The following is a 13,848-nucleotide window of genomic DNA, read 5'->3' on the forward strand; positions in this document are numbered from 1 at the left end:
GCTGCGGCTCACTGATGCGTACTCCAGTACTCATCCGCGGCCTTCTGGATCGTCTCCAGCACCTCCTTGTACGTCCCCGGCTCGGTGACGAACTTGCTGAACCCGTCGAGCGCGGCGGTCAGGATCGGCGGCGGTGTGGCCTCGAAGTAGCGGTTGACCAGGCGGTACTTGCCGGCGCCCGCGTCCTTGGTGATCGTGCCGAGCGCCTTGTCGTCGATCGTCACCTTCGGGTTGGCGCTCACGTCGCCCCGGCTCGTCGCCCACTTCTCCTGAGCCTGCGAGGTGGTCCACCACTTGAGGTACTTCGTGCTGGCGTCGGGGTCGGCCGCCTTGGTGAGCGAGCACAGCGGCCCGCTCTCGAAGATCATCGACGTCTTGGGCAGCGCCGGGTTGACGTTGGGGATGACGAAGAAGTCGTAGTCGGTGCCCGCCTTCATGTCCCGCGTGGTCATGCTGGTGTTGAAGAAGGTCCCGAACGAGACCATCGCGGCCTTGCCGTTCTTGAGCACGTCACCAGGGTCGGTTTTGTCGCCCGGATTAATGAAATATCCGGCGTCGATGAGCTGCTTCCACTTCTCCATCACCTGGACCACACCCGGATCGGTGTACTTGGCCTTGCCGGTGGACAGGCGGTCGTACAGGTCGGGGTCGGTGCCGGCCATGAGCTGCTCGAACCAGACGAACGAGAACAACACGCTGGTGTGGTAGAAGGCCTTCACACCGTTCTTCTTCAGGGTTTCCGCCGTCTTGACGAGGTCGTCCCAGGTCTCCGGGGCCTTGAGACCGTACTTGTCGAAGATCTTCTTGTTGAAGAACATCCCCCAGTACGCCACGTTCATCGGCACGCAGTACTGCTTGCCGGCGACCGTGTAGTACGGCAGGAGGTCCTGCGAAAGGTCACCGGCCTTGATCGCCTCCTGCCAGATGGCCGTGGTGTCGGCCACCTGCTTCTGCTTGACGACCTCCTCCAGCATCCCCCCGGTCTGCCAGGTGAACAGGTCGGGCTTGACGTTCGTGCGGAACGACGCCTTGATGAACGCCTGGTACTGCGCCGAGTCCGTGTATCCGGTCGGTTTCATGCCCAGGCCGATCTGCTGCTTGGACAGGGCGCCCATCTCGTCGAAGTACTTCGACCACGCGCCCTTGTCGTTGTACAGCGTCAGCTCGGTCTTCTTCTGCGGCGCGCCTGCGCCGTTGCCGCCGCAGGCGGTCAGGACGAGCGCCGCCACGCCGAGCGTGGCCACACGTGACCGGAACATGGGCCGGCCTCCTTGGTTCTCATCGGGGGGATTGCAACCTGTTCTCTATAACCGTCTTCACGTCGACCAGGTGGGCCCGCATACGCGACTCGGCCTGCGCCGCGTCGCCTGCTTCGATGGCCCCCAGGATCGCCAGGTGCTCGTCGTAGTCGCGGCGCCGGTCGTCGAAGATCTGCAGGATCTCGCGCTGCTCAGGCCCGTGGACCGTGAGCAGCGAGTCGACGACCTCGTGCAGCACGCTGTTGCCCGCCATCCGCGCGGTCGCCCGGTGGAAGGTCATGTTCGCGTCGTGCAGCTCGGCGTCCTCGCCGCGCAGATGCCTGCCCGCCTCGTCGAGCACCCGCTTGAGCGCCGCCAGCTCCTCGCGGTCGGCGTGCTCCGCGGCCATGGCGGCCAGCGGCGGCTCGATCACGACCCGCGCGCCGAGCAGCTCCAGGAGCTGGGCGGCGTGGATCTCGCGCATATTCGGGTTGGGCAGGACCAGCCGCTCGATGTCGGCACCGACGTAGATGCCGGAGCCGTGGCGCATCTCGATGGCCCCGGTGGCCTCGAGTCTGCGTAGCGCCTCGCGCAGTGTCGGGGTGGTGACGGCGAAGCGCTGGGAGAGCTCCCTGGTCGAGGGCAGCCTGTCGCCGGGCCGGTGCCCTCCTGCACGGATGAGCTCCAGCATGCGCTCGGTCAGAGCGTCGGACAACGTGGGCCGCGTTACCTCGGACATATCAAGTGATCTAATCACTTAATGCCCTGGGCGTCCATGATTTCGCCGTCGGCTGTGTGCGGGCGTTACTTCTTGATCAGGTTCATCATCGTGTCGATCTGGCCCCTTCTGGAGGCCTCCACCTGGGCCGCCCACTGCTGCACCGCCGGGTTGGCGCCGCTCGCCACCTCCGAGGCCGCCATCTGAACGGCGTCGTCCTGGTGGGCGATCAGGAGGTTGCACAGGTCGTACTCGAAGTTCTTGGACCGCTTCAGCGCCTGGACCTGCTTGGCGTCGGTCTCCGGCATGCCGCCGTGGTGGTCGTGGGCGCCCGTCGCGGGCGTGAGCGGCTGGTCCCAGGAGTGCAGCCAGCGCAGCATCATCTCGACCTCGCTCTGCTGCGTGCTCACGATGGCCGCGGTCAGCGTCTTGAGGTCGGGATTGGCGGCCTTGGCCGCGCCCACCTTGGCGATCTCGATGCCCTGCCGGTGGTGCTGCACCATCATCTGCACGAACATGACGTCCTCGGCGTTCACCGGCGGCTCCTCCTGCTGCCCGCATCCGGCGACCAGCAGGAGGAGGATCGCTAAGAGTGTGCGCACCTGGCCCTCAACTCCCTAAATAGATAGGAAACCTTCCTAATCGATTTGAGGCAGGCACGCAAGGGCCCCCTTACCCGCGCAGAAAGGCGAGCGCCTCCTCCTCGTGCTGCCTGGCGATCCCCATCATGAACTCCCGGTCAGGGAAATCGCCATCCAGCAGCCGCAACGGCCCCGCCACCAGCGACAGATGCTGGGCGAGCCGGTAGAACCGCATCCTGCGCTCGTCCAGGTCATCGGAGCGCAGCCGTTCGTAGTGCTCGTGGAAGCGGATGCGCAGGAAGACGTGCTCCCACTCGACGTCGAAGAACATCGCGCCCTCGATGTCGATGAGCACGGGCTCGCCGTCCTCGTCCATCAGCACGTGGTCGGGCCCCAACTCCCCATGGATCAGCCCGTGATCGGGACGCGCCTCGATGGCCGCGGCCATTTTTTGCAGACACTCCTCGAACTCGGCGCGCGCCCTGCCGATCGTCTCGACCCGCGTGGCCGCCTCGGCGAGATCCTTCAACGCCCAGCTCAGCACCCGCTCAGGACACGTCTCCTGGAGTCCTTGCCCGGCCTCGACCAGCGCCACCCTCCCCAGCCCTCGATCCCGGCACCCCGCCATGGTCCTGAGGTGGCTCGCCAGCCGGTCCAGCCCCTCGGTGCCCTTGCCGAGCCGCTCCTCCAGCGTCCCGCCGCGCACGTCCTCGACGAACGCGACCTCGCCCGGATAGTGCCTCGCGCTGCCGTCGACGTGGTACACCTTCGGGACCCGCACGCCGATGTCGTTCAGCCGCGCGTGAGCGGCCTGGAACATGTGCAACCCCTCGTCGGGCCGGTGGTCCCAGAAGTTCTCATCCGCGGCCCAGACATAGAGGACGACGCTCGGGCCGCGCTCGAAGGTCAGCCGATAGACCCCCTTGCTGCTGCCCCCTCTGAGCCGATCCACCCGGTCGAGCCGGCGATCCGCCCCGAAGGCCTCGCGTACCAGCCCGGCCAGCTCCTCGCGTCCCGCGAAGGTCCTGCTCACAACGATCGCTCCAGCCAATGGTGCATCGGTACGAAGCCCAGCCCGTCGAAGAAGGCCAGGGCCGTCTTGTTGAAGTCCCACACGTCGGTGAGCACGGTCGTGCATCCCGCGTCCTTGCCCGCCGCGCGCACCGCCTCGACCAGGGCCGCGCCGATCCCCTCCCGGGCGTGCTCCGGGTCCACCGCGATGTGCTCGACGAACGCGAAACTCCGTGGCCGGGTGAGCACACTGCCGGGATTGTGGTGGATCGTGGCCGTGACATAGCCGACCGGCCGGGCCTCCGCCTCCTCGGCCTCCGCCTCCGCGATGAAGGCCAGTGCGTCCTCGCCCGCCAGGAAATCATGGAAGAGGGAGGCGAGTTTCTCCTTGTCGGAGGGCGGCTGGAAGAAGTCCGGCCGCCCCTCGACGTGCGGGCCATGGACGAAACCGTTCAATCGCGCCAGAACGGCCACGTCCTCCTGCGTGGCAGGTCTCACTGTCGTCATGAGGGGCCAGTGTTCCCGGATCACCCTCCTGATGCCACGTGTTTATGTCACGAGACTTCTACGCCACCAGGCTCTATGCCACCGGTGCCTTTGTGTCACCAGGCTTTGTGTCACCGGGGCTGTTTGTGTCATGAGGCCGCTGTCCAGCAGTCCACCGCCCCGGGCTGCCCGCACCCCCTCAGCCGATCCAGCATCGTGCCGAGCTCGCCCGTCCTGGCGTTGCCCGGGTCGTTCGACTCCTGGCGCGGATCGGCGACCGTGTCGTAGTACTCGGGCGTCGTCACCCCGTCGTACTCCACGTACAGGTCGCCGGCGGTCCGCACGGCGGCATAGCTGGGCATGCCCGCCTGGAGCTCCTCGCCGTCGGGGTCCGGCTCGCCGGGCGCGGCCGGATTCGGCGTGGTGTGCTCGATCAGCGCCGCCTGCCGCCAGTCCTTGACCTTGTGCCCCTGGATGAGCGGCAGCAGGCTGCGCCCGTCGCGGTCGTCCGGCGCGGCGCCGGCCATGTCGAGGAAGGTCGCGTAGAGGTCCACGTTCTGCGCGATGGCGTCGGTCGTCAGGTCGCCGTGCCGCCCGGCCGCCGGCCGCTTGACCAGCAGCGGCACCCGTACGTCATGGTCGTAGGCGGTGGACTTGCCGCGCACGAGCCGATGCTGCCCCAGGTGGAACCCGTTGTCGCTGGTGAAGACCACATAGGTCTCGCGACGCTCCTCGGCCGTCAGCGCGCCCAGCACCCGCTCCACCATGTCGTCCACGGACTGCACCATGCGAATCCGGTCCCGGAAGTCCTGGCGCAGTTCCTTGACGAGCGGGGCGCCGAGGGGCTGGCGCCGTACCCAGGACGGCTTGTCGGCGGTGTCCTCGTTGAAGGCGGGCGTGGTCGTCACGTCGATGTCGAGACAGTCGGGACCGCCGCAGTCGCCGTGCGGGAACTCCCCGGCGGGGAACCGGTCCTTGGGCCGGTCACGACGCGCGGGCGGAAATCGCGGCTCCTTCTCCCCCGCCGTGAAAGGAACTCTGGAATGCGGCGCGAACGGCGAAACCTGCAGGAAGAACGGCTCACCCGGCGCGTGCTCCCTGGACCGCTCGATGAAACCGACCGCCCGATTCCCCAGCTCGTCCACCAGGTACGTGCCGCCGGAGGGGTCGAGCGGCTTCTCCCCGGCCGTCTCCTCCTTGATGTAGCCGGTCAGCTGATACTTGAACTCGTTGTATCCGCCCCCGGCCGCCACATGCCACTCATCCCAGCCGACCGGCACCTTGTAGTCCGCGCCGACGGGATATTCGTTGATGTATTTGCCCAGGTAACCAGTCCGATAGCCGGCCGCCTCCAGGGAGGCGGCGTACGTACGGCCTTCGTGCCGCTCGAACGCCGCATAACCACCCCCGTCGGAGTTCTTGTTCGTGGCGACACCCGTGTTGTGCGGGAACTGCCCGGTGAACATCGAGGCCCGCGACGGACAGCAGAGCGAGTTGGACACGTAATAACTGCCGAACGTCGTGCCGTCGTGCGCCAGACCGCTCACCGTGTCCATGTACGGGAGCAGGTCGGCCGACATGTCATCGACGAGGAAGAAAATGATGTTCGGCCGCTTGGGCGCGGCCGCCGTCGTCCCGGCCCCGGCCTGCGTCGCCACGGTCATGGCCAGGACGACGGCTAACACCACCGCCAGGCCCCTGCGAAGATGTCCGGTCACGGACATGACAAACCCCTTTGACAACGATGGAGATCACGGTCGGCTTCAACGTACGCCAATTCCGGGCCGACCGGTATCAGGGGGAATGTGCCGCTCAGACCTGCCCTGACACACGCGCCCGCAGCCGGTCGAAGGTTATCGGCGACTCCACCAACGCATCTCAGGCGTGATCACCGCCTCCGAGATCACGTCATGCCCGAGCGGCGTGAAACCGCGCAGCATACGCAGGTAACCATCGAGCACCCGGCGGAACAACACGCCGTCGCTGTCCTGCCGCCAGAACTGGCGTGGATAACCACCGCGTAATTCGTCGAGCGACAGGTGAAAGAACGGCTCAGCCAATTCCTCCTGCAAAGCCCTGGCCGCGGTCGTCTTCCCGGCGCTCGGCGTCCCGTTGAGAAAGACCAGCCGACCCACTCTTTGCGGCGCAGGACCGAAGAGCCCGCGGTGAAGTTCCATGATTCACGGTAGGACGGCGCCGCATTCGTGATCCACCAATTTGTTCAGGACATCGTGCCTGTACGTTCACGGTGCGAGCGTGACCTCGGCCAGCTCACGGAAGTCCTGGCGCTGTCCAGCAAGGGTCGCCTCGGCGAACCCGGTTTCGCCGAGGCGATTCAGCGTGTCCGCGGCGATCCTGGAAACATCCGGGTGCGAACGATCCGGCGTACCGCGAACCTCGTCGCTTGCCGCGAGCAATCGCGCGGCCTGCTCGTCCTGTCCCTGGCGCAGCGCGAGATCCGCGATCCCGATCAACGCCTCGGCGATCAGCGGTGGATACGCCATCTCCACAGCCGCACGGAGCGCCTCGCTCCGATGCGCGCGGGCCTCGTCGAGATCCTCGGCGAGGTAGCCGTACAGGTCTTCGGTCTGGATGCGGAACGAGCCGCTTTCCTCCGCGCCGTCCAGCAATTTCCGCACCGTGGCCAGGTGCTCGTACGCCTTGTCCGGCTCGCCCCGCCAGCGCGCCAGTTGCGCCTTGGAAAGCGCCAGGTCGGCAAGCGCGTCCGGCCAGGCGATCCCGCCCGCGCACCGCTGCGCCTCGGCCATGGAGGACGTGCTGGATCGCTCATCGCCGAGCAGCCAGTACAGCTGAGCCTGCCGCGCCCGCAGGCCGACCACGTCCTCGGCCCCGCCTACCTCGCTCAGCGCCGCGACCGCCTCTTCGCAGTGCTCACACGCGCGTGCGAACTCGCCGCGCGTGGCGAGCCGATCGGCGAGGTAGGTCAGCGCCAACGAGATCCCCCAGCGGTCGCCCAGCGTGCGGAACTCGGCGAGGGCGATTTCGAGGTCGCTGTCCGCGGCGCTCTCGTCGCGACCGTGCGTGAGCCGCAAGCGGCCATGAGTGAGCCTGGCCTGCGCGCGCACCCATGGATCGTCATCGACCATGAGCGGCTCGAAGGCGGACAGGAACTCCGTCGGCTCCCGCAACATCCGCTCCAGCGGCGCGACGAATCCGAGCAGCGGGTTGCGATACCCGCTGCGCTGGATGAACCGGTGCGCCTCGGTGATCCACTTCTCCGCCTGATACTGATCACGGCCGGGCCCGGAGGTCACGAAAATGGTCACGACGGTGTACGCCATCGCCCGCGCCTCATCGGACACCTCACCGGGCAGCGAGGCCGCCGCGATGCTCAACTCGGTGCCCTCGGCCCTGTGCCCGCTGAGGAACCAGTACCAGCCCGCGGCCGCGACCAGGTCCATCGCCTCCTGGGCCCATTCCTCGGCGATCGCCCCGCGCAGGGCCGTGTTGATGTTGTCGCGCTCGGCCTCGAGCGTGGACAGCCACTCCATCTGCTCGGCCCGGCGCAGGTGCGGATCGGCCGTCTCGGCCAGCTCGGTGAAGTAGGCAAGGTGCGCCCGGCGCGCCGACTCGGTTTCCCCGGCTTCGGCGAGCCGGTGCGCCGCGTACTCCCTGATGGTGTTGAGCATCCGGTAGCGCGGCGTGCCCTCGCCGTCGGCGAGCAGCAGCGATTTCTCGATCAACGCGGTCAGCACGTCGAGCACCTGCTCGCCGTCGAACGCCCCGTCCCCGTCAAATGCCCCGTCCCCGTCCCCGCACACCCGTTCGGCCGCTTCCAGGCTCGCCCCGCCGGAGAACACCGAGAACCGGCGCAGCACGCCGCGCTCGGCCTCGGTCAACAGATCCCAGCTCCAGTCCACGACCGCGCGCAGCGTCTTGTGCCGGGGAAGCGCCGTACGGCTGCCGCTGGTCAACAGCCGGAATCGGTCATCGAGCCGACGTGCCAGCTGATCGACGGACATGGTGCGCAACCGTGCCGCGGCCAGTTCGATCGCCAGCGGCATCCCGTCGAGCGCCCGGCAGATCCGCGCCATGGCCGACAGCGTGTACGCGTCGGAGCCGATGTCCTTGCGCACCAAACCCGCGCGATCCCGCAGCAGTCGCACCGCGGGCGAGGACCCGACCTCGGCGGGCTCCGCTTCGTTCGCGGGCAGCGCGAGTGGCTCGACCTGCCACAACACCTCCCCAGTGATACCGAGCGGTTCCCTGCTCGTGGCCAGAATCCGCAGCCTCCGGCACTCCCCCAGAAGCCGATCCGCGAAAGCCGCGGTCGCCTCGATCATGTGCTCGCAGTTGTCCAGGACCAGCAAGATCGCGCGCTCCCGGACCGCGGCGATGAGCCGATCCATCGGTTCCCCACCCCGCGGACCACCGAGCAAGGCCTGATCACGCAGGCCGATCGCGGTAAGGGCGGCCTGCGCCAGCTCACCGCCCGCCCGCGCCGAGGCCAACTCGACCAGCCACGCCCCATCCGGCAACTCGGCGAGCATCGTCCGCGCGGTCTCCGTGGCCAGCCTGGTCTTGCCGGAGCCACCCGCCCCCGTCAAGGTGACCAGCCGGTGCTTCATGGCCAGAGCGGCGACCGCGGAGATGTCATCGTCCTCGCCGACGAAACTCGTCAGCTCGGCGCGCAGGTTCGTCCTGCGGTTCTCCGCCCGCTCGCCCAGCTCGCCCCGCAGCAACGCCGTGTGCAGCGCGGAGAGCTCGTCCGATGGATCGGCGCCCAGCTCCTCAGCGAGCCGCTCGCGCGTCCGCTGGTAGACGGTCAACGCCTCATTCCCACGCCCCGCCTCGGCGAGCGCTCTCATCAGGGCCGCCACGAACCCCTCTCGCAGCGGGTACGCGGCAACCAGCTCGGTCAGTTCGGAGACCAGCTCCGAGCCACGGCCGAGGCGAATATCCGCATCCACCCGATCCCCGAGCGCGGCAACGTGGAGTTCGTCCAGACGCGCGACCGCGGCGTCGAACGTGTTGCTGTCCCGCATGGCGATGTCCGCCATGGCCGTACCGCGCCACAAGGCCAGGGCCGACCGCAGCAGATCCGCCCGCTCGGCGGGCTCGGCGGCACGGGCCTGACCGACCAGTTGCTCGAACCGGGCCACGTCCACGTCATCAGGAGCCGCGGCAAGCCGGTACCCGCCGGAATCCGCCTCGATCACACCGTCCGGCAACACCCTGCGCAGCCTGGACACCAGCGCCTGCAAGGCATTCACTTCGTCCGCGGGCGGCTGTTCCCCCCAGATCCAGTCCACCAGCCTCGCACGCGTGACGATCCGGCCAGGTTCCAGGGCGAGTGCGGCCAGCAGTGCGCGCAGCCGAATCCCAGGAACCTCGACCACGGCCCCATCGCTGTTCCGGACTTCGAACGGCCCAAGCAATCCGACTCTCACACCAGTAATAGTGCCGTACCTTGACTACCACCGAATCACCGCCATTGCCCACAATCCGCAACCACCGCCGGCCTTCATCGGACCGTTGTCCTCGCAGGTGGGGCATCGGCGAGTGCGCCGGATGCCAGCGGATGCCAGGGCGACCCCTCGTCGCGCCATGACGCCCAACGAGAACAGGCGCAATAGACACGCAGAAGCCCTCCGCGATCTCACGGAGGGCTTCTGACCTGGAGCCGCCTTGGGGATTCGAACCCCAGACCCCTTCATTACGAGTGAAGTGCTCTGACCGACTGAGCTAAGGCGGCATCTGCTGTGCAGCGTGGAAGAGTCTACAGGAGCCCGAAGGGTTCTCGCTCCCATTGATCATCCGGTGCCAAGACAGACCGTCCACCCCTAACACCGCCCACCACAACCCCCAAGCCACCGCTCACGGTTCCACCACATCGCCCCCCCGACGCCGGATCGACTGGCCATCACCTCTGCACCCCGCACCACCGGACACCAGCCGCGCAGCGCGCCCTACTTCGGACCACCGGGCCCCGGGCCCGCAGCGCACCCCACTCCGCGCCCTCGGACACCAGACCCAGCGCCCGCCCCACTCCGCGCCCTCGGGCACCGAACCCACCGACCCGCCCACTCCTCAACACTCACACCAGCCCCGCGGCGCGCCCTACTTCGCGCCCCCGGGGCACCGGTCCCGCAGCGCGCCCTACTTCGCGCCCCCGGGCACCAGACCCACCGCCCCGCCCACTCCGCAACGCTGGACACCAGCCCCGCAGCGCGCCCTACTTCGCACCACCGGCACCAGATCCACCGCCTGCCCTACCGCGCGCCTCCGGATGCGATCCCACCGCCCGCGATGCGCCCCACCGCCGGACATGCCCCACCGCCCCCTGCCACGTCAAACGAGCAACCGGAGCCGGAGCCGGAGCGGCCTTTACACCGCATCCCCCTCCGATTCACCCCCATACGTAGAGTCGTACGCCTGCCGCGGCCCGCAAACGCTCGCCTTCGAGCAAGCGCACCTCCGCCCCCCATCGTTGAGCCGCACCACGACGGAATCGGACGGCACGTTGTGCCCCACCACCGTCCCGCCCCCCTGCGGAGTCTCCACGCTGGCCCCAACGCGGGGAGCCGTCGCCCGGAACTCCTGGTAGAGCGGATGCTCGTATTTCAGGCAGCACATGAGCCGCCCGCACGCCCCCGCGATCCGCAGCGGGTTGACCGGGAGGTCCTGGTCCTTGGCCATGCGCACGGAGACCGGTTCGAAGTCCTTGAGGAACGTGGCGCAGCACAGGTCACGGCCACAGGGGCCGATGCCGCCCTGCAACCGCGCCTCGTCCCTGGGACCGATCTGCCGCAGCTCGACCCTGGCCCGGAGGTTGCGGGCCAGGTCGCGTACGAGAGCGCGGAAGTCCACCCGGTGCGGCGCCGAGAAGTAGACGGTATAGATGTTGTCCTGGTCGAGGTAGTCGATGCCGACGACCTTCATCGGCAGCGTGTGCCGCTTGATCAACCGTTTGGACACGCTGCGGGCCTCAGCCCTGCGGCGCTTGTTCGTCTCATCTCGGGTCAGGTTTTCCTCCCCCGCCAATCCGGCGCAGCGTGGCAACCCGTCGATGTCCTCGCTCGTATATTGCGGCGCCCACACGCACTCCGCCACCTCGGGACCCGAATCCGTCGGCACGAGCACCTTGTCGCCCACCTTGGGGCTGTGCTCGCCGGGATCGAGGTAGTAGAGCCTCCCGTAACGGGTAAAGCTCACGGCCATGATCATTCCCATGGGCTCGAGCTCGCCTCCTGACGGCCTAGGGGGAAACTTGCGGCCTTCGTTGCCACATTACGTGTGTCCGTACGTGGGAGTGAGGGGGGTGGCGGCGGACATGTTCATGTGATCACCTGCCGACGGGGCACGCCTTCTCCGGCAGGGGCAATCCGAAGTCACCGAGCAGCGTCAGTTGGTCGACCAGGCACCGTTGGTAGACGACCTGGGCCACCCCCGGTTGCTTCTTCAGCTTGTTGGCCAAATCCGTCCCGTCGGAATCCTCCTTCAGCGTGACCCTGAACGATTCCGGCAGGTCCTCCACTTTGGTCGCCTGCATGAGTGCCTTGTTGCCCTTGAACGCCTGCTGGAAGTTCTTGTACGCCATCGCCTGGTCCTCGAAGACGAACTTCTCCACCTCAGGCGCCTTCCGGATCAACGCCTCGACAGCCTGCTTCTGAGCATTCGTCGCCCCCTGGGACACGCCATTCTTTCCACTCATGCACGTCGGCATAGCCGTCGCCTTCCTGCACGGGAAGACACTGATCTCCCACTCCACCTGGCCGTCGATCGGCTGTGTGCCGAGCGAGGCACGATCCACGACATCCCGAATCCCGGCCAGCCCGCGGACTGATTCCCGCACCTGCCTCCGGTCGCCGCCCTCCTTGATCTTGAGTCTGAACGACTGGGGCAGGTCTGTGACCTTGACCGCATCGAGCAGCGCCTGGTTATGCGCGTAGCTCCGTTTGAAGTTCTCGTAGGCGAGCGCCTGGTTTTCGAAGAACATGCCGTCGACCTGCGGCAGCCGCCTCAGTTCTTCCTCGATCGTCTTGACCTGCTGAGCACTTGCGGCCTGCCCCTGGCACGGCGTTTCCTCAGGTGCCGACTTCGTACACAGGAAGACGGACACGTCCGCCTCGCCGCTCCAGGCCGGCTCCGCTTCCGCCATCACCACGCCATCCTCGTCGCCGCCACCGGCGCCCAGCACGACGGCGGTCGTCGCCCCCGCGAGCACCACGGCCGCCGCCACGCTCAGCAGCCGGAGGTCCACCCGGAAGCGCCGCTCCGACGCCCGAAGAGGCTTGAGCGTGCCCGGGTCCAGCGTCGCTCCCGCCTCGGAAAGGGCGTCGCGCAGTCTGTCTTCCATGGGACTGTTCATGAATTCTCCCCAAGAGCTCGGCCGAGGGCCGCCAGCCCCCGCGTGATCGTGGACCGGACCGTGCTCGCGCTGACCTTCATCGTCTCGGCGATCTCATGGTCGGCGAGATCGAAGTAGTAGCGCAGCGTCAGCGCCTCCCGTTGCCTGCGAGGCAGCCGGCGCAGCGCGAGCAGGACCTCCCGCCGCTCCTCGCCCAGCATGGCGGCGCTCTCCGCCGACCAGACAGGCGGTTCGTACGGCACCACCCGCCGGAACACCGTCGACCGCCTGCGCAACACCGACCGGCACCCGTTGAGCACCGCGGAGCGCACGTAGGCCAGCGCCTTGTCGGCATCTCGCAGCCTGGCCCGGCCTGCATGCGTGCGCTCGAAGGCCTCCTGGACGACGTCTTCGGCGGTCGCCTGATCGCCGACCATGATGAGGGCCAGCCGCACGAGGCCGACATGATGCTCGGCGAAGATGGACGCCACGTCGACTCGTCGCCGCGCCAGGTCTTCCTGCTGGGTGAGTAGTTCGACTTCCACGTAACAGAGACGCCTGTCGGCCTCATCTGCTGCTTGGGTCACACGGTTATCTTCCGCCGATCGTCACGGCATTCGGAGCTCGTGAGCGCAACCTGTGGACAACCCGCCTCATCGACGCCGAGCCCGCACCTGCCCGCACCCGTCGGCCACGAGCCCGCACCTGCCCGCCTCGCGACCGCGACTCTGCCCCACGCCGCCGACCGTGGACCCCCGTGGATCTAGGGCCGGAGCGCCAGCATCATGGCCTCGACGGCCATCTGCGGATTCACGTTGACCGCCAGCCGTTCCCTGCACTGCATGATCGCATCGATCCACCGCAACGTCTCCTCAGGCGTGGTCGCCTTGGCGAGCTGATCCAGCTCGAACCGAAGATCATCGTTGGCCAGCTCGACCCCGCCCGCCCCGAACTGCATCGCCAGCACATCCCGATAGAACGACACCAGCTCCAGCAGAGCGGCGTCCAGCGAGTCCCGCTTGATCCGCGTGGCCCGCGACTTCTGCCGGTCCTCCAGCTCCTTCAACGCCCCGGCCCCGCCGCGCACCAGCCCCCGATTGAGCCCCTTGCCGGTGGAGCCCTCTCCGTACAGCTTGCGCAGCTCCGACGTCTCGTTCTCGTTGAGCGCGGTCGTGGCCGCGGCGGCCTCCTCCTCGGCCGTCTTCACCAGCCGCTCGGCGGCGAAGACACATTCGCCGACGCCGGTCAGCGAGCGGGGGATGCTCAGCACCGCTTCCCTGCGCCGCCTGACCCCCTCGTCGAGCGCCAGGGCCCGCGCCCTGGCGATGTGCCCCTGGGCGGCCCTGGCGGCGAACCTGGCGGTGTCCCAGGGCACGCTGTCGCGGGTGGCCAGGACGTGGGCGACGGCCTCGGTGGCGGGGGTGATGAGGTTGATCACGCGGCACCGCGACCTGATGGTGATCATCATGTCGTCCGGCAGCAGGCTCCAGGCGGCGGCGAGGT

Annotated in this window: 12 protein-coding genes and 1 tRNA gene; all 13 read right to left on the reverse strand. The window is 67.9% G+C overall.

The genetic code is table 11. The features are described from left to right. Nucleotides 1–8: 8 nt before the first annotated feature. The gene (locus ACFPZ3_RS04000) at nucleotides 9–1,259 is read right to left on the reverse strand and encodes an ABC transporter substrate-binding protein (protein WP_379512555.1); all 1,251 of its coding nucleotides are present in this window, start codon (nucleotides 1,257–1,259) and stop codon (nucleotides 9–11) included. Nucleotides 1,260–1,278: 19 nt separating this feature from the next. After that, on the reverse strand, nucleotides 1,279–1,977 hold the full coding sequence (locus ACFPZ3_RS04005) for a FadR/GntR family transcriptional regulator (protein ID WP_379512556.1): 699 nt from the start codon (nucleotides 1,975–1,977) through the stop codon (nucleotides 1,279–1,281). A 65-nt stretch (nucleotides 1,978–2,042) separates the two neighbouring features. Continuing rightward, on the reverse strand, nucleotides 2,043–2,558 hold the full coding sequence (locus ACFPZ3_RS04010; RefSeq protein WP_379512557.1) for a DUF305 domain-containing protein: 516 nt from the start codon (nucleotides 2,556–2,558) through the stop codon (nucleotides 2,043–2,045). Between the two features lie 70 nt (nucleotides 2,559–2,628). Beyond that, on the reverse strand, nucleotides 2,629–3,570 hold the full coding sequence (locus ACFPZ3_RS04015) for a phosphotransferase family protein (RefSeq protein WP_379512558.1): 942 nt from the start codon (nucleotides 3,568–3,570) through the stop codon (nucleotides 2,629–2,631). Then, nucleotides 3,567–4,055 (reverse strand): GNAT family N-acetyltransferase, encoded by a 489-nt coding sequence (locus ACFPZ3_RS04020; protein WP_379512559.1) that lies wholly within the window; start codon nucleotides 4,053–4,055, stop codon nucleotides 3,567–3,569. Before ACFPZ3_RS04020 ends, ACFPZ3_RS04015 begins: the two co-directional genes overlap by 4 nt. A gap of 128 nt (nucleotides 4,056–4,183) precedes the next feature. Continuing rightward, nucleotides 4,184–5,758 (reverse strand): sulfatase-like hydrolase/transferase, encoded by a 1,575-nt coding sequence (locus ACFPZ3_RS04025; protein WP_379512560.1) that lies wholly within the window; start codon nucleotides 5,756–5,758, stop codon nucleotides 4,184–4,186. Nucleotides 5,759–5,887: 129 nt separating this feature from the next. Then, nucleotides 5,888–6,211 carry a phosphotransferase-like protein gene (locus ACFPZ3_RS04030; protein ID WP_379512561.1) on the reverse strand — a complete coding sequence of 108 codons (324 nt, stop codon included), beginning with the start codon at nucleotides 6,209–6,211 and terminating at the stop codon, nucleotides 5,888–5,890. Between the two features lie 66 nt (nucleotides 6,212–6,277). After that, nucleotides 6,278–9,394 (reverse strand): AfsR/SARP family transcriptional regulator, encoded by a 3,117-nt coding sequence (locus ACFPZ3_RS04035; RefSeq protein ID WP_379512562.1) that lies wholly within the window; start codon nucleotides 9,392–9,394, stop codon nucleotides 6,278–6,280. A 279-nt stretch (nucleotides 9,395–9,673) separates the two neighbouring features. Further along, nucleotides 9,674–9,750: transfer RNA gene (locus ACFPZ3_RS04040), tRNA-Thr, on the reverse strand. Nucleotides 9,751–10,382: 632 nt separating this feature from the next. After that, the gene (locus tag ACFPZ3_RS04045; protein ID WP_379512563.1) at nucleotides 10,383–11,216 is read right to left on the reverse strand and encodes a PSP1 domain-containing protein; all 834 of its coding nucleotides are present in this window, start codon (nucleotides 11,214–11,216) and stop codon (nucleotides 10,383–10,385) included. Nucleotides 11,217–11,340: 124 nt separating this feature from the next. Further along, nucleotides 11,341–12,258 (reverse strand): permease-like cell division protein FtsX, encoded by a 918-nt coding sequence (locus ACFPZ3_RS04050; RefSeq protein WP_379512564.1) that lies wholly within the window; start codon nucleotides 12,256–12,258, stop codon nucleotides 11,341–11,343. A 104-nt stretch (nucleotides 12,259–12,362) separates the two neighbouring features. Beyond that, on the reverse strand, nucleotides 12,363–12,890 hold the full coding sequence (locus ACFPZ3_RS04055; RefSeq protein ID WP_379512565.1) for a sigma-70 family RNA polymerase sigma factor: 528 nt from the start codon (nucleotides 12,888–12,890) through the stop codon (nucleotides 12,363–12,365). 218 nt (nucleotides 12,891–13,108) lie between these two features. Beyond that, nucleotides 13,109–13,848 (reverse strand): DNA polymerase III subunit delta' C-terminal domain-containing protein (locus ACFPZ3_RS04060; RefSeq protein ID WP_379512566.1); only part of this gene is annotated, 740 nt, incomplete at its 5' end.

Source organism: Nonomuraea insulae (genome assembly GCF_042656245.1).

What these genes read in the sequence shown, in the direction of transcription:
- ACFPZ3_RS04000 (WP_379512555.1), bottom strand. Translation starts at nt 1,259, where the DNA reads ATGTTCCGGTCACGTGTGGCCACGCTCGGCGTGGCGGCGCTCGTCCTG.
- ACFPZ3_RS04005 (WP_379512556.1), bottom strand. Translation starts at nt 1,977, where the DNA reads ATGTCCGAGGTAACGCGGCCCACGTTGTCCGACGCTCTGACCGAGCGC.
- ACFPZ3_RS04020 (WP_379512559.1), bottom strand. Translation starts at nt 4,055, where the DNA reads ATGACGACAGTGAGACCTGCCACGCAGGAGGACGTGGCCGTTCTGGCG.
- ACFPZ3_RS04025 (WP_379512560.1), bottom strand. Translation starts at nt 5,758, where the DNA reads ATGTCCGTGACCGGACATCTTCGCAGGGGCCTGGCGGTGGTGTTAGCC.
- ACFPZ3_RS04030 (WP_379512561.1), bottom strand. Translation starts at nt 6,211, where the DNA reads ATGGAACTTCACCGCGGGCTCTTCGGTCCTGCGCCGCAAAGAGTGGGT.
- ACFPZ3_RS04045 (WP_379512563.1), bottom strand. Translation starts at nt 11,216, where the DNA reads ATGGCCGTGAGCTTTACCCGTTACGGGAGGCTCTACTACCTCGATCCC.